The 24,172-nt window shown below is 74.1% G+C and carries 22 protein-coding genes; 9 read left to right on the forward strand and 13 right to left on the reverse strand.

From position 1 onward, the window contains the following. The first annotated feature begins 64 nt into the window (after positions 1-64). The gene (locus ACBR40_RS02055; RefSeq protein WP_371247145.1) at positions 65-1,090 is read left to right on the forward strand and encodes a LacI family DNA-binding transcriptional regulator; all 1,026 of its coding nucleotides are present in this window, start codon (positions 65-67) and stop codon (positions 1,088-1,090) included. Next, positions 1,087-2,034: a carbohydrate kinase family protein gene (locus tag ACBR40_RS02060; protein ID WP_371247146.1), complete on the forward strand. Its 948-nt coding sequence runs from the start codon at positions 1,087-1,089 to the stop codon at positions 2,032-2,034. Before ACBR40_RS02055 ends, ACBR40_RS02060 begins: the two co-directional genes overlap by 4 nt. On the opposite strand, the gene ACBR40_RS02065 is transcribed toward ACBR40_RS02060, so the two are convergent. Further along, on the reverse strand, positions 1,977-3,170 hold the full coding sequence (locus ACBR40_RS02065; RefSeq protein WP_344215101.1) for an MFS transporter: 1,194 nt from the start codon (positions 3,168-3,170) through the stop codon (positions 1,977-1,979). The genes ACBR40_RS02060 and ACBR40_RS02065 overlap by 58 nt on opposite strands. A 148-nt stretch (positions 3,171-3,318) precedes the next feature. Between ACBR40_RS02065 and ACBR40_RS02070 the strand changes: the two genes are divergently transcribed. Further along, entirely contained in the window at positions 3,319-4,233 is a 915-nt protein-coding gene (locus ACBR40_RS02070; protein WP_344215099.1) for a sugar kinase, read from the forward strand. Positions 4,234-4,258: 25 nt separating this feature from the next. Continuing rightward, on the forward strand, positions 4,259-5,164 hold the full coding sequence (locus ACBR40_RS02075; RefSeq protein ID WP_344215097.1) for a D-isomer specific 2-hydroxyacid dehydrogenase family protein: 906 nt from the start codon (positions 4,259-4,261) through the stop codon (positions 5,162-5,164). Positions 5,165-5,189: 25 nt separating this feature from the next. On the opposite strand, the gene ACBR40_RS02080 is transcribed toward ACBR40_RS02075, so the two are convergent. The 4 genes from ACBR40_RS02080 to ACBR40_RS02095 form a co-directional block, all read right to left on the reverse strand. Beyond that, positions 5,190-7,529, reverse strand: coding sequence for a protein kinase (locus tag ACBR40_RS02080; RefSeq protein ID WP_371247147.1), 2,340 nt, complete (start codon positions 7,527-7,529; stop codon positions 5,190-5,192). 133 nt (positions 7,530-7,662) lie between these two features. Beyond that, a complete protein-coding gene (locus tag ACBR40_RS02085) occupies positions 7,663-8,832 on the reverse strand; it encodes a cytochrome P450 (protein ID WP_344215093.1) in 1,170 nt (389 codons plus the stop codon). 210 nt (positions 8,833-9,042) lie between these two features. Next, entirely contained in the window at positions 9,043-9,858 is an 816-nt protein-coding gene (locus ACBR40_RS02090) for an IclR family transcriptional regulator (protein WP_371247148.1), read from the reverse strand. Between the two features lie 255 nt (positions 9,859-10,113). Then, positions 10,114-10,953, reverse strand: coding sequence for a LysR family transcriptional regulator (locus tag ACBR40_RS02095; RefSeq protein ID WP_371247149.1), 840 nt, complete (start codon positions 10,951-10,953; stop codon positions 10,114-10,116). A 98-nt stretch (positions 10,954-11,051) separates the two neighbouring features. On the opposite strand from ACBR40_RS02095, the gene ACBR40_RS02100 reads away from it, so the two are divergent. Further along, on the forward strand, positions 11,052-11,777 hold the full coding sequence (locus ACBR40_RS02100) for an SDR family NAD(P)-dependent oxidoreductase (protein ID WP_371247150.1): 726 nt from the start codon (positions 11,052-11,054) through the stop codon (positions 11,775-11,777). A gap of 59 nt (positions 11,778-11,836) precedes the next feature. Here the strand turns inward: ACBR40_RS02100 and eda are convergent, their stop codons facing one another. The 4 genes from eda to zwf all read right to left on the reverse strand — a co-directional run bounded on the left by eda (position 11,837) and on the right by zwf (position 17,244). Beyond that, the gene (eda, locus tag ACBR40_RS02105) at positions 11,837-12,451 is read right to left on the reverse strand and encodes a bifunctional 4-hydroxy-2-oxoglutarate aldolase/2-dehydro-3-deoxy-phosphogluconate aldolase (RefSeq protein WP_371247151.1); all 615 of its coding nucleotides are present in this window, start codon (positions 12,449-12,451) and stop codon (positions 11,837-11,839) included. 224 nt (positions 12,452-12,675) lie between these two features. Next, the gene (glk, locus tag ACBR40_RS02110; protein WP_371247152.1) at positions 12,676-13,641 is read right to left on the reverse strand and encodes a glucokinase; all 966 of its coding nucleotides are present in this window, start codon (positions 13,639-13,641) and stop codon (positions 12,676-12,678) included. Positions 13,642-13,804: 163 nt separating this feature from the next. After that, positions 13,805-15,748: a phosphogluconate dehydratase gene (edd, locus tag ACBR40_RS02115; protein WP_364453182.1), complete on the reverse strand. Its 1,944-nt coding sequence runs from the start codon at positions 15,746-15,748 to the stop codon at positions 13,805-13,807. 20 nt (positions 15,749-15,768) lie between these two features. After that, the gene (gene zwf, locus ACBR40_RS02120) at positions 15,769-17,244 is read right to left on the reverse strand and encodes a glucose-6-phosphate dehydrogenase (protein WP_344219134.1); all 1,476 of its coding nucleotides are present in this window, start codon (positions 17,242-17,244) and stop codon (positions 15,769-15,771) included. A gap of 143 nt (positions 17,245-17,387) precedes the next feature. On the opposite strand from zwf, the gene ACBR40_RS02125 reads away from it, so the two are divergent. Continuing rightward, positions 17,388-18,584 carry an ROK family transcriptional regulator gene (locus ACBR40_RS02125; RefSeq protein ID WP_344219132.1) on the forward strand — a complete coding sequence of 399 codons (1,197 nt, stop codon included), beginning with the start codon at positions 17,388-17,390 and terminating at the stop codon, positions 18,582-18,584. 1 nt (position 18,585) lies between these two features. On the opposite strand, the gene ACBR40_RS02130 is transcribed toward ACBR40_RS02125, so the two are convergent. Continuing rightward, entirely contained in the window at positions 18,586-20,160 is a 1,575-nt protein-coding gene (locus ACBR40_RS02130; protein ID WP_371247153.1) for an ATP-binding cassette domain-containing protein, read from the reverse strand. 75 nt (positions 20,161-20,235) lie between these two features. On the opposite strand from ACBR40_RS02130, the gene ACBR40_RS02135 reads away from it, so the two are divergent. After that, positions 20,236-20,871 (forward strand): TetR/AcrR family transcriptional regulator, encoded by a 636-nt coding sequence (locus tag ACBR40_RS02135; protein ID WP_371247154.1) that lies wholly within the window; start codon positions 20,236-20,238, stop codon positions 20,869-20,871. A gap of 9 nt (positions 20,872-20,880) precedes the next feature. Here ACBR40_RS02135 and ACBR40_RS02140 read toward each other — a convergent pair whose 3' ends face one another. Next, a complete protein-coding gene (locus tag ACBR40_RS02140) occupies positions 20,881-21,582 on the reverse strand; it encodes a DUF2470 domain-containing protein (protein ID WP_344219126.1) in 702 nt (233 codons plus the stop codon). Between the two features lie 78 nt (positions 21,583-21,660). On the opposite strand from ACBR40_RS02140, the gene rpsD reads away from it, so the two are divergent. Next, positions 21,661-22,275, forward strand: coding sequence for a 30S ribosomal protein S4 (rpsD, locus tag ACBR40_RS02145; RefSeq protein WP_344219140.1), 615 nt, complete (start codon positions 21,661-21,663; stop codon positions 22,273-22,275). Positions 22,276-22,316: 41 nt separating this feature from the next. On the opposite strand, the gene ACBR40_RS02150 is transcribed toward rpsD, so the two are convergent. Next, entirely contained in the window at positions 22,317-23,108 is a 792-nt protein-coding gene (locus ACBR40_RS02150; protein WP_371247155.1) for an ion transporter, read from the reverse strand. Positions 23,109-23,191: 83 nt separating this feature from the next. On the opposite strand from ACBR40_RS02150, the gene ACBR40_RS02155 reads away from it, so the two are divergent. Next, a complete protein-coding gene (locus ACBR40_RS02155) occupies positions 23,192-23,488 on the forward strand; it encodes a DUF4190 domain-containing protein (protein WP_371247156.1) in 297 nt (98 codons plus the stop codon). On the opposite strand, the gene ACBR40_RS02160 is transcribed toward ACBR40_RS02155, so the two are convergent. After that, complete coding sequence (locus tag ACBR40_RS02160; RefSeq protein WP_371247157.1) at positions 23,426-24,133, reverse strand: TetR/AcrR family transcriptional regulator; 708 nt, start codon at positions 24,131-24,133, stop codon at positions 23,426-23,428. The genes ACBR40_RS02155 and ACBR40_RS02160 overlap by 63 nt on opposite strands. Positions 24,134-24,172: the final 39 nt, after the last annotated feature.

Below are 24,172 nucleotides of genomic sequence, written 5' to 3' on the forward strand. Positions count from 1 at the left end.
GTGCCCGCCTCGGGTGCCCCGGAGCAGCGGATTCGGCGGCAGGGTGGAAAGTAAAGTAGCTCACATGAATGGTCACGCTCGCCTTGCCGACATCGCCGCCCAGGCCGGGGTGAGCGAGGCCACCGTCAGCCGGGTGCTCAACGGCAAGCCAGGGGTCTCCGCGACCACCCGCCAGTCGGTCATGACCGCGCTCGACCTCATGGGCTACGAACGCCCGCCCCGCCTGCGCCAGCGCAGCAACGGGCTGGTCGGCCTGGTGACGCCCGAGCTGGACAACCCGATCTTCCCGGCGTTCGCGCAGGCCATCGAGAAGGCGCTGACCCAGCACGGCTACACGCCGGTGCTGTGCACCCAGCTCCCCGGCGGCGCGCCCGAGGACGAGTTCACCGAGCTGCTGGTCGACCGCGGGGTGAGCGGCATCGTGTTCGTCTCCGGGCTGCACGCCGACACCACCGCCAGGATGGACCGCTACACCCGCCTCACCGACCGCGGCCTGCCGATCGTGCTGGTCGACGGCTACAGCGAGCACATCGACGCGCCCTTCATCTCGCCCGACGACCGCATGGCGGTCCGGCTGTCCGTGCAGCACCTGGTCGACCTCGGGCACGAGCGCATCGGGCTGGCGCTCGGCCCGCGCAGGTTCGTGCCGGTCATCAGGAAGATCGAGGGATTCAAGCAGACGATGGCCCAGCTCCTCGGCGCGGCCGACGTCGACGACCTGATAGCGCACTCGCTGTTCTCGGTGGAGGGCGGCCAGGCGGCGGCCACCCAGCTGCTGGCGCGCGGCTGCACCGGCATCGTGTGCGCCAGCGACCTCATGGCGCTGGGCGCGATCCGCGCCTGCAGGGAGAAGGGCCTCGCGGTGCCCGGCGAGGTGTCGGTGGTCGGGTTCGACGACTCGCCGCTCATCGCGTTCACCGACCCGCCGCTGACGACGGTGCGCAAACCGATAGGAGCGATGGCCTCGGCGGCGGTGCAGACGCTGCTGGAGGAGGTCAACGGCGCGCCCGCCAAGCACGTCGAGCTGATCTACCAGCCCGAGCTGGTCGTGCGCGGCTCCACCGGCTCGGGACCGCTGGTCAACCGATGACGCGCGACGTCCTCGTCCTGGGCGGCGCCGGTGTCGACACCACCGTGTACGTCCCCGAGCTGCCGCTTCCCTACCGCGACACCTACCAGGTCCCGCCGGTCGTCGACCGCATCGGCAACACCGGGGCGGGCGTCGCGCTCGGCTGCCACGCCCTCGGCCTCGACGTCGCCTTCGCCGACCTGATCGGCGACGACCCACAGGGCGCGCTGATCCGGCACGCGCTGCGCGACCTCGCCTGCTCCTACGGCCATGCCGAGGCAGGCACCCGCAGGAGCGTGCTGCTCGTCGGCCCCGACGGCCGGCGCACCTCCTTCTTCGACCCCAAGGCCACGCCGGGGGAGCGCCTGCCGAAGGAGACCTACACCGGCGTGCGCGCCCGCCACGTGCACGTCTCCATCACCGACTTCTGCCGCCACGTCTACGACGACCTCCACGGGGTGCCGATCTCCACCGACCTGCACGACTGGAACGGCGCCGACGACTACCACAAGGACTTCGCCCTCCGCTCCGACCTGGTGTTCCTGTCGGCCGTGGCGCTGCCCGACCCGGCCGCGGCGATGCGCGCCATCCTGGCCGGGGGCCGCGCCCACACCGTGGTCTGCACCCGTGGCGCCGACGGCTGCCTCGTGCTGACCCGCGACTCCGGCGAGGTGCGGGCGTTCCCCGCCGAGCCGCTGCCGGGGCCGGTCGCCGACAGCAACGGCGCGGGCGACGCGTTCGTCTCCGGCTTCCTGTACGGCACGCTGCGCGGCCGGCCGCTGGAGGAGTGCGTCAGGCTCGGCGCCCTCGCGGGGGCGCACGCGTGCTCCGTGCCCGGCACCCACGAGTCGCCGATCACCGAGAGACTGCTGCTGGAGCGGGCCGCGGCGACCGGCCCGCGTCCGGATCAGTCGAGCTCGCGCCAGGCCCTGCCGACGAACGGCGGCAGCGAGATCAGCGCGTAGACGCAGGTGAAGGCGAGCAGGGCGGCGCGGAGCCCGGCCAGCTCCGTCAGCGCCCCGGCCAGCAGCCCGCCCACCGGCATGGCCGCGTAGGCGGCGGCGGTCATGGCCCCGATGACCCGGGCCCGCAGCACGGGCGGGATCCGGTCGTACTGCAGCACGCCCAGGATGGGGTTGATCGCGCCCGCGGCGAAGCCCGAGGCCAGCGCCACCCCGACGGCAACGGCGAACGGCACGTCCAGCGCCAGCACCAGCACCCGTGGCACCCCGGCCAGCAGGAACGCCATCCCGTACGTCAGCCGCCGGGGCAGCCGGTCGCCGGCGGCGGCGTAGGCGACGGTCCCGGCCAGCGCGCCCGCCGCCACCGACCCGGCCAGCAGGCCGAACGCGCGCGGATCGCCCGCCACGTCCCGGGCGTACAGGGCCAGCAGCACCTGCGTGACGCCCGTGTCCAGCATGTTCACCACCACGATCATCCCGGTGGCGCCGAGCTGCAGCCGGTCACGCCACAGGAAGGCGAGCCCGGACCGCAGCCCCCGCAGGTACCCCTCCCCGCCGCCGGGCCGCGCCGCGCCGCCGGCCCGCGGCAGCGTGCCCACCAGGGCCGCCGACAGCAGGAACGTGACGCCGTCCACGATGAGCAGCGCGTGCGTGCCGAGCCAGACGATCAGCACCCCGGCCAGCGGCGCGCCCACCATCGCGGCCCCGCGGTAGACCCCGTCGTAGGCCGCCGCCGCCCGCTCGATCCGCACCTGACCCAGCGCCGCCAGCTCCGGCAGCATCGCCTTGCGCGCGGTCTCGCCCGGCGTGGCCGCCAGCCAGCGCAGGAACAGCAGCGCCAGCAGCAGCGGGTACGACAGCCCCGAGCCCTGCGCCAGCAGCGGCACGGCCAGCACGACCAGCCCGCTGATCAGGTCCGACACCATGCTCGACCGGTGGAACCCCAGCCGGTCCACCAGCGTCCCGCCGAACGCCGCCGCGACCACCACGGGCAGCGTGGCCGAGAACGCCGCGAGGCCGGTGAGCGCCGCGCTGCCCGTGGTCTCCAGCACGAACCACGGCACGGCGAGGACGCACAGCATGGTCCCGGTGACGGAGAGGGCGTTGGCGGCCAGCAGGATGATGAATGGACGCCTCACGCGCTCTAGCCCCGTTCCCGACCCGGAAGTTGCTCAGGGTAGACGGGTGACGGAGGGATCTGGATGACAGCGTTACCCGATTGGGCAAAAGTGATGTCGTACTACGATAGGGACGCATGATCCACCGGTCACCCCTGCGGGCCCAGCCGTGAGCGTCGTGGTCTGCGGCGAGGCGATGCTGCTCATGCTGGCCGAGCCCGGCATCCCCCTGGAGCGCGCCACCTCCTTCCGCCGCTCGATCGCCGGCGCCGAGTCCAACGTCGCCGCCGGGCTCGCCAGGCTCGGCCACGAGGTCCGCTGGCTCGGCCGGGTCGGCGCGGACCCGGCCGGCAGGTCGGTGCTGGCCATGCTGCGCGCCGAGGGCATCGACACCCGGCACGCCGTCGTCGACCCGGACGCCCCCACCGGGCTGCTGCTGCGTGACAGCCATCCGGCCAGGGCCATCGACGTCACCTACTACCGCTCGGGCTCGGCCGCCTCCCGCCTCGCCCCCGGCGAGCTGACACCCGAGATGGTGAGCGGCGCCCGGCTCGTGCACGTCACCGGCATCACGCCGATGTTGTCCGACACGGCGCACCCGGCCACGCTCCGCCTGCTCGACCTGGCCCGCGAGGCGGGCGCGACGGTCTCCTTCGACCCGAACGTACGGCTCAAGCTCGGCCCGCCCGAGCGGTGGCGCGAGCGCGTCGCCCCGCTCATGGCCCGCGCCGACGTGGTCTTCGCCGGCGAGGACGAGCTGGAGCTGCTCGGTGTGGACCCGGCCGGGCTGCCAGGACTGGCCGTGATCAAGCATCGCGACAAGTCGGCGAGCTGCGCCGGGCTGCGGCAGGAGGCGTTCCCCGTGCCCGTCACCGATCCGGTGGGCGCCGGGGACGCGTTCGCGGCCGGGTTCCTGTCGGGGCTGCTGCGCGGGGAACCGTACGAGGTGTGCCTGCGCGAGGCGGCCGCCGTCGCGGCGCTGGTCGTGCAGTGCGCCGACGACAACTCCGGGCTGCCCGACCGGGCCGGCCTTGACCGGGCGCTGGCCGCGTTCGCCTCCTCGGGCGAGACCGTGCACCGCTGAGCCCGTACGACCAGGAGGTTTTCCGATGACCGTCGCCGTCCACGTCGGCCCCGAGCCCGTGCCCGCCCTCGTCGAGGCCGTCCGCCGCGGCGGCGGGCGCGTCGTGCCGCTGGAGGAGGCCGAGGCGCTCGTCTACTACGGCAGCGGCGACCCCGCCGAGCTGCGCGGCATGATCGGCGAGCGGATCCGGTGGGTGCAACTGCCGAGCGCGGGCGTCGAGCGCATGGCCGCCGCCGGGGTGATCACCGACGAGCCGGTCTTCACCGCCGCCACCGGCTCGTACGGCCCCCAGGTCGCCGAGCACACCCTCGCGCTCATGCTGGCCGCCGCCCGCGACCTGCCCCGGTACGCCAGGGCCACGAGCTGGAGCCCGAAGGGCTCGGCGGTGTTCGCCGGCTCGACCGTCGCCGTGGTGGGCCACGGCGGCATCGGGCGGGCGCTCGTACGGCTGCTGGAGCCGTTCGGCTGCCCGGTGATTGCCGTCACCGACCGCGGCGACGCGCCCGGCGCGGCCCGGGTCCTGCCCCGCGACCGCTTCCGCGAGGCGCTGCCCGAGGCCGACTACGTCGTGGTCGCCGCGCCGCTCACGCCCCGCACCCGCGGCATGTTCGGGGCCCGCGAGTTCGCGCTCATGCGTCCAGGCGCCTGGCTGGTGAACGTCGCCCGCGGCGGCCTCGTCGTCACCGACGACCTGGTGGCCGCGCTCCGCGAGGGCCGCATCGGCGGGGCCGCCCTCGACGTCACCGACCCCGAGCCGCTCCCCGACGGGCACCCGCTCTGGACCATGGACAACGTCCTCATCACCCCGCACAGCGCGAACCCGCCCGCCGCCTACTGGCGCGGCCTGGCCGAGCGGGTCGAGGACAACGTGCGCCGCTACGCCGAAGGCGCCCCCCTGGAGGGCCGGGTCTCCCCGTCCGAAGGCTTCTGACGAGCCCCGCCTGGATCCCGTTGGCTCAGACCAGCGTGATGCGGGCGCCGGAGCTGAGGCCCGAGTCGTGGACCTCCAGGCCGACCGGCTTGCTCTTCTTCGGCAGGTCGAACACCAGCGTCCCGGTGAACGCCCCGCCCGACTCGATCCGGATCGGGGTGATCTCCTTGCCGGCGGCGTCGAGCAACCTGACCCCGCCGTGCGCCTCGTCGTCCTCGACGACCAGCTTCTGCTGGCTCGGATAGAGGACGCGGGCGTCGGGGCCCACGTTGTCCACCTGGACGCCGACCCGGCAGGTGCGCTTCGCGGCGGCCTTCGCCGGTTTCTGGCACGTCGTGCCGGTCACGGAGAAGCGCAGCTTGCCGTCCTGCACCTGACCGTCGGCGCCGGCCTCCGGGCCGCCGCGGAACAGCCACGCGAGGGCGGCCAGGATCAGCACCGCCAGGACGGCCGCCACCACCAGCGCGGTCAGGCAGCCGGTGGCGATGCTCCGCTTCCTGCGGGGCTGGGGGTAGCCCGGCAACGGCCCCTGCCCGGTGGTCGCGTGATGCGGCAGCGGCCCCTGGTTGCCGCGGGGGTGACGGGGGAGCGGCATCTGCCCGGTCTGATGCGGCGGCACCATCCCTCCCGGCACCGGCCCCGTCCGGTCGATCCGCGGCATGGGCCCCGTGTGGTCGACATGCGGCACCGGTCCCGTACGGTCGGCGTGCGGCACCGGTCCCGTTCTTTCGGGGTGCGGCAGCTGGCCGGTACGGTCGCCGTGCGGCACCTGACCCGTGCGGTCCAGGTGCGGCACCGGCCCCGTACGTTCGGCGTGCGGGATCTGGCCGCTGTGGTCGGCGAGCGGCACCGGCCCGGTGCGATCCGGGTGCGGCGGCGGACCGCCGTGACCGGGCGCGGGCGGCCTCGGACCCCGCCGACCGCCCTGCCCCTGCCCGGAGGCGTGCGGCGGCACCATGCCGGGCACCGGCCCGCTCCGCTCAGCCGGCGGCACCGGCGGCACGGGCGCGGCAGGGTGCGCGGAGACCCCCGGCGGCACCTGCTGCATCGGTGCTCCCTGCGGCGGGACCCCTTGCATCGGGGCTCCTTGCGGTGGGACTCCTTGCACTGGCGCCCCCTGCGCCGGGGACCCCTGCGGCGGGATCTGGGCGTGCTGGGGGATCGGGGCGCCCTGGGGAGGCACGTGGGGGCCCCGGCTGCTTCCGGGGGTGGGGCCGGTGCGCTCGGCGGGCGGCGGCTGCATGCCAGGGGTCGGCCCGGTGCGTTCCGCGGGCGGGACCCCGTGCGGTGACGCCCCCGTGCGCTCGGCCGGCGGCACAGCGCCGGGCCCCTGCGGGCCGGGCCCTTGCGCCCCAGGGCCCTGAGGACCAGGCCCTTGAGGACCAGGCCCCTGCACGCCAGGCCCCTGCACGCCAGGCCCCTGTACGCCGTGTCCCTGACCGCCGGGTCCCTGGGGGCCGGGGGGCTGGGTGAGGGGGGCGAACTCCGAGGCGTTCCAGGCGTTCGTCAGGTGCTTGGTGGCCGCGAGCTGGGCGGCGGGCTCGTCGGAGGCCTCCACCAGCTCCAGCAGCAACTGCCGCGCCGTCGGCCGTCGTGACGGGTCGGGGTGGATGGCCGCCGCCACCAGCCGGTCGAGCGGCGCGGGCAGCCCCCGCAGGTCGGGCGGCGCGGTACGGGCCCGCGCCGCCATGACGTACGCGTCCCCCTCGCCGAACGGATGCCCGCCCAGCCCCGCGTACGCGATCAGCGACCCCCACGCGAACACGTCGCCCGCCGGGCTGGTGCGGCCCTCGAAGACCTGCTCGGGAGCGATCCAGCCGGGCGTGCCCATGACCATGCCGGCGTTGGTGTGCCGGGCGTTGACGTGCGTCGAGCGGGCCAGTCCGAAGTCGATGACCCGCGGCCCGGCCAGCGTCAGCATGACGTTGGCCGGCTTGAGGTCGCGGTGCACGAGCCCGGCGGCGTGGATGGCGGTGAGCGCGGCGGCGACGCCGACGGCGGCGGCGTGCAGCACCGACGGCGACAGCGCGCCGTGCTCGATGAGGTGGTCCTCCAGCGAGATGCCGTCGATGTACTCGGTGACGAGGTAGAGCACGCCGCGGTCCTCGCCGTGGTCGAGCACCCGCGCCGTGCAGAACGAGGCCACCTTGCGCGCGTTGGACACCTCTTCGTGGAAGCGCGCCCGGTAGACCGGGTCGGCGGTGTAGTCGCGCCGGATGGCCTTGAGCGCCACCCTGGAGCCGTCGGCGGCCTTGGCGAGGTAGACGACCCCCATGCCGCCGGTGCCGAGACGGCTGACCAGCTCGTAGGAACCGATCGCCGGCGGGTCTTCCGGCTTCAGCGGAGTGCCTGCGGAGCGCCCCAAAGTCGCCGTCCTCTCGCCGTGGTCATCCCGTCCCAAACCGAACCGAACCTCCGCCCGGCATGCCGTTTCGTACCCCAGACTCTAACGGAGGAAGGGGCCCTCCGTAGGCCACTGGCGCTGAGCAGGCATGGCCTCAGGAACGGCCGGGCTTGCGGCGCGCCTGGCGCATCCGGACGCGCAGCCGGGCGGGGTCGGCGGTGTGGGGGATCGGGCGGTGCGGGGACAACAGCCGCCCGATCGGCTTGGGTTTGGCCTCCCGCAGCACCGCGGCCAGGAACGCGGTGCCGACGGCCAGCGTCAGGTGCATGGCGTCGCAGCCGGGACGGGCCCACCACTCGTCGGCGGCGGTGCCGTTGAGCCAGATCTCCGGCGCGAAGGAGTCGGCGTACGGCAGCCGCGCGCTGCGCTGGTGCACCGCCAGCGGGACGAGCACGGGGGTGCCGGCGGGCAGGGTGGCGCCGTACCAGTGGGTCTCGGCGGCGGTCACCCGGGACAGCGCCGGCACCGGCGGCCACAGCCGCAGCGCCTCGCGCAGGCAGGCCCGCAGGTGCTCGGGGTCGGCGCGGGCCGCCTTGCGGTGCGCCGGGTGCGTGGACAGCAGCGCGAGCGTCTGCATCAGCGCGGCCGAGACGACGCCGAGCCCCATCAGCCAGTAGGCGGCCTGCATGAGCCCCCGCGACTCGGCCTCGCCGGGGGTCTCGGCGATCAGCCCGGCCAGGCTGCCCGGCTCGGCCCGTCGCAGGTGGTCGAGGATGCGGGTGTCGTAGCGGCCGGACAGCAGCTCCCTGCGCCGCCTGGCGCGCCGCCGGCCGGCCCGCGTGAGGCGGGTCAGCAGCCGGGTCAGCTCCTCGTCGCCGGCCGCGCCGTCGCCGTAGACGCAGCGGCGGGCCACGCGCTGCCAGCGCGCGTCGAGCCGGTCGAAGTCCACCACGCCGCTGGTCAGCTCGGCGGCCTCGGCGCGGGCGATCTCGATGAACGCCGGGCGCAGCACGTCGGCGGGCAGCCCGAAGGGACGCTCCTGCATGCACGCCTCCAGCCCGGCCTCGACGCCGGCGGCGTAGACCTCGCGCTCCTCGACCAGCACGCGCAGCGCGTCGCGCCGGGACAGCACCAGCAGGGCGGGGCCGCGCCGGCCGCGGACGAACACGGGACGGCCGCCGTACCGGGACTCCAGGGTGGCCAGCAGGGGACGGGCCCGCAGCGGGTCGCGTCCGGGGAGCGTGTGCGGCGCCCACGGCGGGACGAGCGCGGCCGAGAGCCGCAGGCTCTGCAGCATGCCCGCCCTGGGCAGCCCCCTAGGCACGAGCGCCCTCCCGCCCAGTGGAACGTTCCACCGGCGCCCGCGGGTCCGGGGCCGTGCGGGCCCTGGCCCTGCGGACCGCGGGCGCCTCCGAGGTGGCCGGAGCGGGAAGGAGGTCCATGCCGCTCATGTGATCGCGCCGCCCGGCCCGCCCGCAACGCGGGGTTTCGGTCAGTGGAACGCTTCCGGCCGCGGGGCCCCGCGGCGTTCCGGTCATCGGGACGTCTGCTCGCCGAGCAGCGCCGCCGAGATCGCCTGCGCGGCCCCGCGCACCGCGATGGCGAGCCGCCCCAGGGGCACGCCGTACGCGGGCGCGGCCACGCCCACGGCCATGCGGATCCGCCCGCCCGGCGAGCCGAACGCCGGCCCGAAGACCGGTGCGGCCACGCACGACACGCCCTCGGCGAACTCCTCCCGCGCGTACGCCACCCCGTGCCGCCGCACCTGGGCCAGCTCCCGCTCCAGCCCCGCCAGCGTGGTGATCGTGCGGCCGGTCAGCCGTTCGAACGCGCCCCGCGCCAGGAACTCCTGCCGCAGCCCGGCGTCGAAGGCCAGCAACGTCTTGCCGGTCGCCGTGCAGTGCAGCGGCGCGCGGTCCGTGGCGTCGGAGGGGGAGGCGACCCGGTCGTGGCCGTACAGCCGCTCGACGTAGCGGGCCTCCAGGCCCGAGGGCACGGCCAGGTTCACCGTCTGCCGGGTGGTCTCGTACAGGTAGAGCAGGTAGGGCAGCACCGCCCGCCGCGCGCCGGGACCGCGTTCCGGCCCGCCCGCCAGCACCTCCAGCAGGTCGCCGGGCAGGTAGCCGGTGCCCGCTCGCCTGGCCAGCCCCCGCCCGCACAGCACGCCGAGTATGCGGTGGGCGGTGGACTTGGGCAGGCCGGTGCTGCGGCAGAGCTGCGCGAGGCTGACCGGCTGGCGCGCCCCGCTGAGCGCGAGGAGGATGTCGATCCCCCTCTCCAGGCTCCCCGGGTGCGACACCGGGCGGTCGTCGGCGAGCGGTGGCTCCTGGCCGGCCGTTTGCGTGAGCATGAATGTCCCTTCGCTCTCCGCGAGCAAGAGGGGGCTTCCCCGAGACTGCGGCTTGACCCTTCTTGGCCTACCCCGGTGGCCGCGTCTCCAAATACCCAGGTCAGCGTAATTTGATGAGCTCGGCACAGACCGAGACGGCCACCTCCCCGGGCGTTCTGGCTCCGATGCCGCGCGCCCGGCCGGCGATCAGCGCCACGTGCGGCACGCTCCGGGCCGGCGCCGCCCGCAGCACCGGCTCCTCGCCGGCGACGTGGCTCAGCGGCCGGTCGCCACGCGGACCAGGTGGGCGAGCGCCCGGGAGCGGCTGTGCGGCGGCCAGGCGATCACCGTCGTCACGGGCGGCGCGTCCACCACGGGGACGGTGGCGAGGTCGGGGCGCAGGTTCGCCCGGACGGACTCGGGCAGGATCACGCTCGCGCGGCCGAGCGCGACCATCTGGAGCAGCTGCGTCAGGCTGCGCACCTCGGGGCCGGGCCCCTCGGGGTAGGAGCCGTCCGGCCCCGGCCAGCGCGCCTGCGGCAGCCCCGGCAGCGCGGCGACCTCCGCCGTCATGAGCCGGGGCCGGACGGTCAGCGGATGCCCGGCGGGCAGGACCGCGACCTGTCCCTCGGTGCACAGGGTCTCGGTGTCGAACCCCGCGACCGAGTCGAAGGGCAGGTGCAGCAGCGCCGCGTCGGCCTCGCCGTCGCGCAGGAGGCGCTGCTGCTGCTGGGACTCGCACAGCAGCAGGTCGACGGTGACCGCGCCGGGCTCGGCGGCGTAGGCGTCGAGCAGCTTCGCCAGCAGCTCCCCGGACGCGCCCGCCTTGGTGGCGAGGATCAGGCGCGGCTCGTCCGCCGCCGCCTCCCTGGCCCGGCGCTCGGCGGCCGACAGCGCGGCGAGGATCGTCCGGCCCTCGGCCAGGAGCACCGACCCGGCGGGAGTGAGCGTGACCCTGCGGCTCGACCGCTCCAGCAGCTTCACCCCGAGCCGCCGTTCGAGCCGCATGACGGTCCGCGACAGCGGCGGCTGGGCGATCCCCAGGCGCTCGGCGGCCCGGCCGAAGTGCAGCTCCTCGGCGACGGCGACGAAATAGCGCAGCTCCCGCGTCTCCACGTCCCCAGGCTATCCGGGGCGATCGATACCCGTGGGGTATCGCTGCCGTACCCGGTCGGTGTTGGCCCGCCGCCCGGCCGGCGGCCACGATCGGAGCCATGACCGAACAGACGATCGCGCTGGTCACCGGCGGCAACAAGGGAATCGGGTACGAGATCGCGGCCGGCCTCGGCGCGCTGGGATGGAGCGTCGGCGTCGGCGCCCGCGACGAGCGGCGGCGGGTGGAGGCCGTGGCGAAACTGCGCGCGGACGGCGCGGACGCCTTCGGCGTTCCGCTCGACGTGACCGACGACGCGAGCGTGGCGGCCGCCGTCCGGCTGCTGGAGGAGCGCGCCGGCCGGCTCGACGTGCTGGTCAACAACGCCGGCGTCACGGGCGGCCCGCAGCAGCGGCCCACCGCGCTCGACCCCGCCACCGTACGGGCGGCCCTGGAGACGAACGTCATCGGCGTCGTCCGGGTCATCAACGCCATGCTGCCGCTGCTGCGCCGCTCGGCCGCGCCACGCATCGTCAACCTGTCCAGCCACGTCGCGTCCCTGACCCTGCAGACCACGCCCGGCGTGGACCTCGGGCCGATCAGCGGGGCGTACACGCCGTCGAAGACGATGCTCAACGCCGTCACCATCCAGTACGCCAAAGAGCTGGCCGGGACCGGCATCCTCATCAACAACGCCTGCCCCGGCTACGTGGCGACCGACCTCAACGCCTTCCACGGGACCGCGACGGCACGGGAGGGCGCGGCGGCCGCCATCCGGCTGGCCACGCTGCCGGACGACGGGCCGACCGGCGGCCTGTTCGACGACGCCGGCGTGGTGCCCTGGTGACCAGCCGGGCCAGTAGCCGGGCCCAGTAGCCGGGTCCGTACGCGTGCGGCGCCGGTGGGTCAGGGGCGCAGGGCCGCGGCCTCGGCGGCGAGCTTCTCGACGCGGGCCCAGTCGCCCGCCTCCAGGGCGTCGGCCGGGGTGAGCCAGGTGCCGCCGACGCAGCCGACGTTCGGCAGCGCCAGGTAGTCGGCGGCGGTCGTGGCGCGGATGCCGCCGGTCGGGCAGAAGCGCACGTCGGGGAGCGGCCCCGACAGGGCCTTCAGGTACGGCACGCCGCCCGCCGCCTCCGCGGGGAAGAACTTCAGCTCCTTGATCCCCCGCTCGGCCAGCGCCATGACCTCCGACACGGTGGCCGCCCCGGGCAGGTACGGCACCCCGCTCGCCTCCAGCGCCTCGACCAACGACGGCGTGGTCCCCGGCGAGACCAGGAAACGGGCCCCGGCCGCGGCCGACGCGGCGATGTCCTCGGCGGTGCGTACGGTGCCCGCGCCCACCGTGGCCTCCGGCACCTCGGCGGCGATGCGCGCGATGGCCTCGCGGGCGGCCGGGGTGCGCAGGGTCACCTCGATGGCCGGCAGGCCGCCGGCGACCAGCGCCCGGGCCAGCGGCACGGCGGTCGCGGCGTCCTCGATCACCACGACGGGGATCACGGGGGCCAGATCGAGCAAGCTCATGCGGTCTTCTCTCCTCATCGGCCCGCCGCCGGCGGCGGGCCGCATCAGTTCACGGACGGACCGGCGGCCGTCCTCAAGATCAGGGGACGGACCGGCGGTCGCCCTCAGGTCAAAGGACAGACCGGCGGTCGCCCCCAGGTCAAAGGACGGACCGGCGGTCGCCCTCAGGTCAAGGGACGGACCGGCGGTCGCCCCCAGGTCAAGGGACGGGCCGGTGGCCGTCCTCAGCTCACCAGTTCCCGGCGGGCGCGCTGGTTCAGCCAGGCAGCCGCGCCGGTCAGCGCGGGCTGCGGGGCGACGATGAGCGACGTCCCGATGCCCTCCAAATATGCCGACATATCAGGGTTGGAGGTGAAGCGTGCGCGGAAGCCGCTGGCCCGCACCCGCTCCACGATCCTGGGCAGCACCCCGCCGCCCAGGTAGACCCCGCCCCGCGCGCCCAGCGTCAGCGCGACGTTCCCCGCGAAGCTGCCCAGCAGGCCGCAGAACACCTCCACCGTCTCCGCGCACAGCGAGTCGTCCAGCCTGGCCACGATGTCGGCGGCCGACAGCTCGGGCGCGCTGACGCCGTTGACCTCGGCCAGCGCCCGGTGCAGCCGGACCAGGCCGGGCCCCGACAGCACGTGCTCGGCCACCACGTGCGGCAGCCCCCGCGCCCGTAGGACCCGGACGATCTCCAGCTCCCGCTCGTCCACGACCGGCACGGTGACGTGCCCGCCCTCGCCGGGGACCGGCGTCCAGCCGTGCTCGGTCGGCACGAGGGCGCTCACGCCGAGCCCGGTGCCGGGGCCGAGCACGGCCTTGACGCCGCGCGCGGGCTCCGGCCCGCCGAGCGGCACCAGGTCGTCGCCGCCCAGCTGCGGCAGCGACAGGGCCAGCGCCTCGAAGTCGTTGAGCAGCCTGGCGTAGGGCACGCCGAGGTCGCGTACGGATCCGGCCCAGGCCGAGTTCGTCAGCCGGTAGTGGTCGCCGTCGATCGGTCCCGCGAGGGCCAGGCAGGCCGCCCCCGGCCGCGCCCCGCCCGTGTGCTGCCCGAGGTAGGCGGCCACGGCGTCGGGCAGGGTGGGGTGGTCGGCCCCCGCCAGGACCGCGACGTGCGACGGCGGCTCGTCCAGCGAGGTGACCAGCCCGAAACGGGCGTTGGTCCCCCCGACGTCGGCGACGAGCCAGGGAAGGTCAAAGGCACTCACCGCGCACCTCCGGTGGTCAGGGCGGCGTCAAGATCGCTCGCCATCCTCCGAAGGATGCCATGGACGCTCACGGAGTCCCAGAGGGGATCGTGAGCACGTTCTGGGTAATGAGCGGTCATTGTCCGCCAAGCGGACATATAGCACCGTACCGTCATAAAACACGTCACCGTGGCAGTCCGGCCGGACGAGCGCCGACCGAGACGCCCGTCTCCAGGTGGGAAGCGCCGGCCTCGGCGGGGAAGCCGAGCCCCGGGCCGTGGTGCGGCGACTCGGCGCCGCTCACGCCGAAGATCCCCGCGCCCTGCTCGGCGTGGCCCGCCATCCGGCGGAACGCGGCGAACAGCTCCCGTCCGGTGCCCACCCACTGCGCGTCGCTCAGCGGACGGCCCTCGGGCGCGCGCCGGGCCAGCTCCTCGGCCGGCACCAGCAGCTCCAGCGTCCCGGCCGCCGAGTCCAGGCGGATCACGTCGCCCTCGCGCACCAGCGCGATCGGGCCGCCGTCGGCCGCCTCGGGCGACAGGTGGATGGCCGCCGGGACCTTGCCAGAAGCACCCGACATGCGGCCGTCGGTGACGATCGCCACCCGCTGGCCGCGGTCCAGCAGCACCGCCAGCGGCGGGGTCAGCTTGTGCAGCTCGGGCATGCCGTTCGCGCTCGGCCCCTGGTAGCGGATGACCGCCACGAAGTCCTGCCCGTCCAGCTCGCCCGCCTCGAACGCCTTCAGCAGGTCGAGCTGGTCGTCGAAGACCTTGGCGGGCGCCTCGATCACCAGGTGCTCGGGCTTGACCGCCGACACCTTGCTGACCGCCCGGCCCAGGTTGCCCTCGACCATGTGGATGCCGCCGTCCGCCGAGAACGGCTCGGCGACCGGCCGCAGCACGTCGAGGTCCTTGCTGCCGCCGGTGACCGGCGACCACACCAGCTCGCCGTCCACCAGCTCGGGGGCCTCGCGGTAACGGTCCAGTCCCGGCCCGGCCACCGTCATGACGTCGCCGTGCAGCAGGCCCGCGTCCAGCAGGTCGCCGATGAGCACCTGCATGCCGCCGGCCTCGCGGAAGTGGTTCACGTCGGCCTGGCCGTTGGGGTAGATCTTGGTGAGCGACGGCACGACCCCGGACAGGCGGGCGAGGTCGTCCCAGGTCAGGACGATCCCGGCGGCGGCCGCCATGGCGACCAGGTGCAGCGTGTGGTTGGTGGAGCCGCCGGTGGCCAGCAGCGCCACGCAGGCGTTGACGACGCTCCGCTCGTCCACCAGCTCACCGATCGGGGTGTACTCAGCGCCGTGCGCGGTGATCTCCACCGCGCGCCGCCCGGCCGCCTCGGTCAGCGCGTGGCGCAGCTCGGTGTGCGGGTTGACGAATGTCGAGCCCGGCAGGTGCAGGCCCATGACCTCCATCAGCGCCTGGTTGGAGTTGGCGGTGCCGTAGAAGGTGCAGGTGCCGGGGGAGTGGTACGACTTCGCCTCGGCGTCCAGCAGCTCGTCCCGGCCGACCTTGCCCTCGGCGAAGAGCTGGCGGGTGCGCGCCTTGACCTTGTTCGGCAGGCCGGAGGTCATCGGCCCGGCCGGCACGAAGATCGCCGGCAGGTGCCCGAAGTGCAGCGCCCCGATGAACAGGCCCGGCACGATCTTGTCGCACACGCCCAGCAGCAGCGAGGAGTCGAACATGTCGTGCGAGAGCGCGATCGCCGTCGCCATGGCGATCACGTCGCGGCTGTAGAGCGACAGCTCCATGCCGGGACGGCCCTGCGTGATGCCGTCGCACATGGCCGGCACGCCGCCCGCGACCTGCGCCACGCCGCCGGCCTGGCGCACCGCCGCCTTCAGCTCGGGCGGGTAGGTCTCGTACGGCTGGTGCGCGGAGAGCATGTCGTTGTAGCTGGTCACGATGGCCACGCCCGGCTTGGCCGAGCCGCGCAGCGCCGGCTTGTCCGCCTCGGGCGCGGCGGCGAAGCCGTGGGCCAGGTTGGCGCAGCCGAGGTGGGCGCGGGCCGGGCCCTTGGCGCGCGCCGCCTCGCCGTCGCGGCGGATCCGCGCCAGGTAGTTCGCCCGGCTGGCGGCGCTGCGCTCGGCGATGCGGTCGGTGACCTCCTGGACGACGGCGTTCATGTGCGGGTTCTTGGCGGGGTTCACAGTTCCTCCTCGTGCCACGCACGACCGCTGCGGCCGAGCAGTTCGTGGGCTCCGGCGGGGCCGGTCGTGCCGGCGGGATAGGGCTCGGGCAGCGCGGGGGCGGCCCGCCAGGCGTCCAGGATCGGATCGATCCAACGCCAGGCGGCCTCGACCTCGTCACGCCGCATGAACAGGGTGGGGTTGCCGGCCAGCACGTCGGTCAGCAGCCGCTCGTACGCCTCGGGCACGCGGGCGGTGAACGTCTTGCCGAAGCTCAGCGACATCGGCACCGGCTTCAGCGTCACCTCGCCCGCGCCCGGCTCCTTGGCCATGAGGTGCAGCTCGATGCCCTCCTCCGGCTGCAGGCGCAGCACCAGGCGGTTCGGGCTGCCACCGGGAAAAATGGAGTGCGGCACGTCCTTGAACTGCACCACGATCTCCGAGCGCCGGTACGGCATGCGCTTGCCGGTGCGCAGGTAGAACGGCACCCCGGCCCAGCGCCAGTTCCTGATCTCGGCCCGGATCGCGGTGAAGGTCTCCACCCGCCGCGAGGACTCGGTGGGCGGCGTCGAGCCGGGCTCGTCGAGGTAGCCGGGCACGTCGCCGGCGCCGACGTACTGGCCGCGCACGGTGAACCGGTCGGCCTCGGTGCCCGTGATGGGCCGCAGCGCCTGCAGCACCTTGACCTTCTCGTCGCGGATGGCCTCACGGTCGTTCTGCGCAGGCGGCTCCATCGCGGTGAGCGTGAGGAGCTGGAGCAGGTGGTTCTGCACCATGTCGCGCAGCGCGCCCGCGTGGTCGTAGTAGCCGCGCCGGCCCGGCGTGCCGACGGTCTCTGCGGCGGTGATCTGGACGTGGTCGATCCACAGGGAGTTCCAGATCGGCTCCAGGAAGGCGTTGGCGAACCGCAGGACCAGCAGGTTCTGGACGGTCTCCTTGCCCAGGTAGTGGTCGATGCGGAAGATCTGGCGCTCGTCGAAGATGGCGCCGACCTCGTCGTTGATGCGCTGCGCGCTCGGCAGGTCGTGGCCGAGCGGCTTCTCCAGCACCACGCGCGAGCGCGGCGTCACCAGGCCGGCCTCGGCGAGCTCGCGGCAGAAGGGGCCGAACGTGCGGGGCGGGCTGGCGAGGTAGAACACCCGGTCACGGTCCTCGTGCGGGGCGAGCAGCTCGGCCAGGTGACGCCAGCCGGGGTGGCCCGGGGCGCCGACGTCCACCGACACGTGGTGCAGCCGGCCCAGGAAGCGCTGCCACACGGCGGGGTCGTCCACGGGGACGGAGTCGCGTACCTCGGCGTCCACCTTGCCGCGGAAGTCGGCGTCGGCGAGCCCGCCGCGGGACATGGCGATCACGCGGGTCTCGGGGGAGAGCCGGCCGTCCCTGTCGCAGTGGTACAGGGCGGGCAGCAGCTTGCGCATGGACAGGTCACCGGTGCCGCCGAAGACGACGAGGTCAGCGGTGTGGACGGGACCTGCTGCGGGAGAGGTGGACACGGTGTCGAGCTCCGAAGATCTTCCAATGCGAGGACACAACGGACACTAACGAGAGTTTGGGTTGTGCACAAGCAGAGTTTTGGCATCTGAGATAAGAAAGTCTGGAGTTTCCATTACACAAGCGGGTGTGGTTCACTTGGCCGATGTCCCGTCGTACCGCCGCGAACCTCGCCACGAGCGGCGAGGTGCTCCGCCTCATCCGCACCGGTGAGGCCGTGACGCGGGCCGACCTCGGCCGCGTCACCGGCCTGTCGCGCCCCGCGGTGCAGCTGCGCGTCGCCGAGCTGCTCGAACGCGGCCTGGTCGTGGAGCGCACCGACGCTCCCTCGACCGGCGGCCGGCCGCCCGTCCGGCTGGAGTTCAACGCCGGGGGCGGCCTGGTGCTGGTGGCCGCGCTCGGCGCGACCCGCACCCGCGTCGCCGTCTGCGACCTGGCCGGGCGCGAGCTGGACGGCCGCGAGTTCCAGGTGGACGTCGAGGAGGGCCCCGGCGTCGTGCTGCCGCTGCTCATGGACACCTGGGACGACCTGCTCGGCGACCGCCCGCGCGAGCTGATCCGCGGCGTGGGCATGGGCGTGCCGGCGACGGTCGAGTTCGCGCAGGGCCGCACCGAGAGCGCCCGCGTGATGGCCTCGTGGACCGGCGTGGTGATCCCGCCGGTCATCCAGGCCCGCTTCCCCGTCCCCGTGCTGGTCGACAACGACGTCAACGTGCTGGCCATCGGCGAGCACCGCGGCCTCTACCCCGACGTCGGCGACCTCATGTTCGTGAAGGTGTCGACGCGGATCGGCGCGGGCGTCATCGCCGGCGGCGGCATCCTGCGCGGCGCGCTCGGCGCGGCCGGCGAGATCGGCCACATCCCCGTGCTCGACGGCGGCGGCGTGCTGTGCCGCTGCGGCAACACCGACTGCGTCGACTCCGTGGCCAGCGGCACCGCGCTGCTGCGGGAGCTGCGTGCGGCCGGCAAGGACGTCAGGACCATCGCCGACGTCACCGCGCTGGTCCGCGCCGGCGACGCCGAGACCATGGCCATGGTGCGCACGGCCGGCCGCCGCATCGGCGAGGTGCTGGCCGGCGCGGTCAACATACTCAACCCGTCGATCGTGGTGCTCGGCGGCGACGTGGCCGAGGCGTTCGGGCCGCTGGTGTCGAGCATCCGCGAGGTCGTCTACCGCCGCTCCACGGCGCTCGCCACCCGGCGGCTGCGCATCGAGCCGAGCAGGCTGGGCGCGCAGGCGGGCATCAGCGGATGCGCGGTGATGGTGCTCGACCACGTGCTCGCGCCCGAGGCCGTGGACGAGACCATGACGGTCACCGCCCTGCGCCGCCAGCCGGTCTGACTCAGGCGTCCCACACCGGCTCGGCGGACTCCCGCACCCCGCCGTCCGCGCGGAAGATCAGATGCCGGTCGAGGTCGCGGGCGAACCAGCGGTCGTGCGTGACGGCCAGCACCGTCCCCTCGAACCCCTCCAGCCCCCGCTGCAGCGCCTCCGCGCTGGCCAGGTCGAGGTTGTCGGTCGGCTCGTCGAGCAGCAGCAGCGTGGCCCCCGACAGCTCCAGCAGCAGGATCTGCAGCCGCGCCTGCTGGCCGCCCGAGAGCGTCTCGAACGCCTGCCCGCCCGCCGGGGCCAGCTCGTAGCGGGCGAGGGCGGCCATGGCGTCGTTGCGGGTCAGCGCGTGCTCGGCCATGATCAGCTCGGCGATCGGCCGGCCCCGCAGGTCGGGCCGCAGATGGGTCTGGGCGAAATATCCGGGGACGACCCGCGCGCCGAGCCGGGCCGCGCCGGTGTGCGCGATCGGCTCGCCGGCCAGCAGCCGCAGGAAGTGCGACTTGCCGGTGCCGTTGAGGCCCAGGACGCCGACGCGCTCGCCGTAGTGGATCTCGGCCGAGAACGGCCGCAGCAGCCCGGTCAGCTCCAGCTCCTCGCACGTCACGGCCCGCTTGCCGGTGCGCCCGCCGCGCAGCCGCATGCGCACGTTCTGCTCCTTCGGCGCCCGGCGCGGCGGGCCCTCGCGCTCGAAGCGCTCCAGCCTGGTGAGCGCCGACCGGTAGGCCCCGGCCAGCGCGTCGTTGTGCGCCGAGCGCTGCCGCAGCGTGTGCGCCAGGCGGCGCAGCCTGGCCCGCTCGTCCTCCCAGCGCCGCCGCCGGTCCTCCAGCCGCTCCGCGCGCCGCCGCCGCGCCTCGCCGTAGCCGGCGAAGCCGCCCCCGTGCACCCACACCGTACGCCCCTCCACGGTGACGATCCGGTCGGCCGCCTCGGCGAGCAGCTGCCGGTCGTGCGAGACGAGCAGCACGGTCTTGGCCGAGTCGCGGATCGCCCGCTCCAGCCACTGCTTGGCCGGCACGTCGAGATAGTTGTCCGGCTCGTCCAGCAGCAGCACCTCGTCGGGGCCGCGCAGCAGCGCCTCCAGCATGAGCCGCTTCTGCTCGCCGCCGGACAGCGTGCCGAGGCCGCGGCCGGCGATTCGTTCGTACGGCAGCCCGAGCGCCGCGTCCGCGCACACGTCCCACACGACCTCCAGCGCGTAGCCGCCCGCGTCGGCGTAGTCGGCGAGCGCCTGGGCGTAGGCGAGCTGCGCGGGCTCGTCGTCGCGCCCGGCCAGCGCCGCGGCGGCCGCCTCCATATCCGCGGCGGCCTGCCGCACCCGCCGGGGCGCGACGCCGAGCAGCAGGTCGTGGACGGTGCCCTCGCCGATGAACTGCCGCATCACCCCGATGCCGCCGCTGCTCGCCACCCGCCCGCCGTCCGGTCGCAGCTCGCCCGCGATCAGCCGCAGCAGCGTCGTCTTGCCGCCGCCGTTCGGGCCGACGAGCGCCGCCTTGGCCCCGTCGCCCACCTTGAACGACGCCTCCAGCAGCAGCGGCCGCCCGTCCGGCAGCAGGTACGTCAGATCGCTCACTTCGATGTGCCCCAAGCCGCCGCCCTCTCTCGATCGTCGTTCCACTACTAGACCATCGATCCGGTCGGCGTACAACGTATTATCGGCGGCGTGGAGAACGTGTGGTCGCGCCCGCGCAGGGCGCCCAGGCAGACGCTGACGCTGGAGCGGATCGTGGCCGAGGCGGTCGCGCTGCTCGACGAGGAGGGCGTGACCGGGCTGACCATGCGCCGGCTGGCCGAGCGGCTCGGCACCGGCTCGACCACGCTCTACTGGCACGTCAGGACCAAGGAGGACGTCCTCGACCTGGCACTCGACGCGGTCTTCGGAGAGGCGCCGCTGCCGGCGGCGCGGCCGGGCGAGCCCTGGCACGAGCCGGTGCGCGCGCTCATGGGCGCCTGGCGGTCGGCCCTGCTGCGTCACCCGTGGTCGGCGACCGTCCTCGACCGTCCGCTCCTCGGGCCGAACGCCCTGGCCCGCACCGAGTTCCTGTTCCAGACCCTGATCGCGGCCGGATTCCCCGCTCCTGGTGGCGCCGCGCACAGCCTGGCCGCCTTCGTCACGGGCTCGGTGATCTCGCAGGTCACCTGGCAGGAACGCGCGGGGGAGGAGGTGGACGTGTTCCTGCGCGAGCGGGCGGGCGGCTGGCCCGGCCTCGCCGCGCACGGTCTCGCGCCCGAGTGGGACGCCACGTTCGCCGAGGGGCTCGGCTACCTCCTGGCCGGGATGGAGCAGGCGCGGAGCTGACCGGGCGGGTCAGCAGGTGCAGAGCAGGCCGCGCAGCGCCGTCTCCAGGCACCCGCCCGACCTCGCGGGTCGCGGCCAGGGGAAGCGCACCAGCGACTCGTCCACCCGTACGGTGGCGCCGAAGCGGTCCAGCTCCCACAGCCACACCTCGCCCGCCGTCTCGCCGAGCTGCCGCGACACCCCGGCCGTGAGCTGCGGCCGGTGGGAGTCGTTGACGTGGGCCAGCACCCGCTCGGCGACGTCGGTGAGCGGGTCGGGCGCCGCGCCCAGGTAGTCGTCGGCGTCCAGCATCCCCGACTCCTGGCCGGTCAGGTAGACGACCTGGGCCACGTCCAGGCGCAGCAGCCGGGGCGCGTCCGGCCGCCCGAACCGCTCCAGTGCCTCGAACAGGCTCTCGTCCGCGCAGTGCGCGGCCACCGCCACGGCCGCGCCGCGCGCCTCGTCCTCGGGGACGGCCTCGGCCCAGCCCTGCACCTCGATGAGGCCGCGCGGGTGCGCGGCCGCGCCGAGCCTGCGCATCGCGGTCAGGTTCACCGCCACCACGGCGTCGCCGACCAGGCCGTGCAGGGTCTCGCCTGGGCGCACGAGGAGCACCGGACGGCCGCGCTCGTCCACACCGCCGCGGGCGGGCGAGGGAACGCCGTCGACGGCGAGCTTGGCGACCTCGGCGGTCGCGGCGAGAGTGCGGACCCGCTCGGGGATCGGCAGCATGACGCCTCCTTGGGCAACAGACACAGTGATAGGTTAGGCTTACCTAAGTAAGGATTACCTAATCACATCGAGGTGAACGTGCGCTACACCGGCCCCAAGGTGCGACTGTCGCGTCGCGCGGGCGTCCCGCTGACCAGGAAAGCCGTCCGCTACTTCGAGACGCGCCCCTATCCGCCGGGCGAGCACGGCCGCAAGACCAACCGCCGCAACACCGGCGACTACGGGCTGCGGCTGCTGGAGAAGCAGAAGCTGCGCTGGTACTACGACGTCTCCGAGCGGCAGCTGCGCCGCTACTGGGACCTCGCGGTGCGCAAGCCGGGCGCCTCGGGCGCCGAGCTGGTGACGCTGCTGGAGACCCGCCTGGCCTCCCTCGTGCTGCGCGCCGGGCTCGCGCCGTCGATCTACGCCGCCCGGCAGTACATCGCCCACGGGCACATCGCCGTGGACGGCCGCAAGGTGGACATCCCGAGCTACCTGGTCAAGCCGGGGCAGGTCGTGTCGGTCAGGGAGCGCTCGCGCGGGATGCAGCCGTTCGTGGCCGCCGCCGCCGGCATCCACGCCGACGAGCGCACGGCGGCGTACCTGTCCGTGGACCTCGCCGAGCTGCGCTTCACGCTGACGAGCCGGCCGGAGCGCGAGCAGATCGCGATCCCCGTCGACGAGCAGCTCGTGGTGGAGTTCTACTCCCGTTGACCGCGGCCGGGGGGCGTCACGCGGCGCCCCCCGCGCGCGGCTCACTCGACGGGGCTGTGCCGCCGCAGCTCGGCGACCTCCTTGCGGAGCTCGGCGAGCTCCCGCAGGATCAGCTCGGAGTGCACGGCGGCGTCGTCCTGGAGCGCGGCGCGCTCCTCGGCGCTCTCCTCGTCCATGGCGCTGACCACGACCGCCATGAACAGGTTCAGGATCACGAACGTGCACACCAGGATGAAGATGGTGAAGAAGATCCAGGCCGACGGGTGCTGGGTCATCACCTCCCTGGCGATGTTGCCCCAGTCGTCGCCCGTCATCGTCTGGTAGAGGGTGAACAGCGAGGTCGGCAGGGTCCCGAAGCGGTCGGGGGCGGCGCTGCCGTAGAGCTTGGTGGCCATCACGGCGGCCACGTACAGCACGAGGCCCAGCAGCACCACGATGGAGCTCATGCCGGGCATGGCGCGCAGCAGCGCCGAGACGACCCGGCGCAGGCTGGGCACCACGGACAGCAGCCGCAGCGCCCGCAGGACGCGCATCGCCCGCAGCACCGACAGGCCGCCGGTCGCGGGCGCGAAGGCGATGGCGACGATGAGGAAGTCGAAGATGTTCCACGGGTCGCGGACGAAGTGCGCCCGCTCGACGTAGATCTTGGCCAGCAGTTCGACGGCGAAGATGTAGAGCGCCGCGTGGTCCACCACGGTCAGCAGGGTGCCGTAGCGCTCCACGACGGGTGGGAACGTCTCCAGGCCCAACGTGGCGGCGTTGACCAGGATGACCCCGACGATGAAACGCTGGAAGCGCTTATGGGCGAGTACGGCACGAGTGCGTTCGCGCACGGATGATGCTCCTAGGGGAATGGAACAGGTGCCGTCCCATGATGGCGCAACATGATCAAGACAGTGGCGGTATATAAGGACGCATGTCATATCCCCCGTACGACCCGCCCTACTACGGCCCCCAGGTGCACAATCACCCCAACGGCACGACCATCCTCGTGCTCGGCATCCTGAGCCTGGTGGTGTGCCTCTTCATCGGCCCGTTCGCCTGGTCGATGGGCAATACGGCGCTGCGCGAGATCGACGGGAGCGGCTACGTCTTCGCCAACCGCGGCCAGGTCCAGGCCGGGCGCGTCTGCGGCATGGTCGCCACCGCCCTAATGGCCCTCACTCTGCTGTTCGTCGCCTTCGGGTTCACCGTCGCCATCGTCACCTCCTGAGGCCCCCGCCGGGGCTCGCCGGCCGTGGTCGCCGAGCCCCGACTCCAGCAGGTCGAACGCCCGCTCCGCCTGCCTCCTGAGATCGGGCTCGATGCCCGCCCAGTCCTCGCCCGCCGCCATGCGAGCGGCCGCGTACGCCCCCAGCAGCCGCGTGGCGGCGAGGATCTGCGCTGCCACCAGCCGAGGGGAGAGGTCCTCCGGCGCGGAGTCCAGCTCGTCGGCCAGCGCCCGCGCGAGCGCCGTCTCGCGCTGCTCCTGGAGCTCGCGCATCCTGGCGACCAGCGCGGGGCTGGCGGCGACGATCCCGGCGAAGACGTCGGCGCCCTGGTTGAGCCCGTAGCGCCAGTCGCGGCCGGCGATCGCGTCGAGGAAGTCGCGGCGGAAGGCCCGCACCACGCTCTCGCCCGGCTCCCGCTCCCGCAGCACCCGCGCCGGCAGGTCCACGGCGACGTCCTGCCGGTCGGCGAACAGGTCCTCCTTCGTCCCGAAGTAGTTGAAGACCGTGTTCACCGACACGTCGGCCGCCCGCGCCACCTCGGCCACGGTCACGTTGTCGAACCCTTTCGCCATGAACAGCCCCATCGCGATGTCGGCGATGCGTTGCCTGGTCTCGCGCTTCTTCCGCTCCCGCAGCCCCTCTTCCATGCCTGCATGCTACCCAAATTGCAGTCACTCCAAGATTGT

The organism is Nonomuraea sp. AD125B (assembly GCF_041402765.1).
GTDB lineage: Bacteria > Actinomycetota > Actinomycetes > Streptosporangiales > Streptosporangiaceae > Nonomuraea > Nonomuraea bangladeshensis.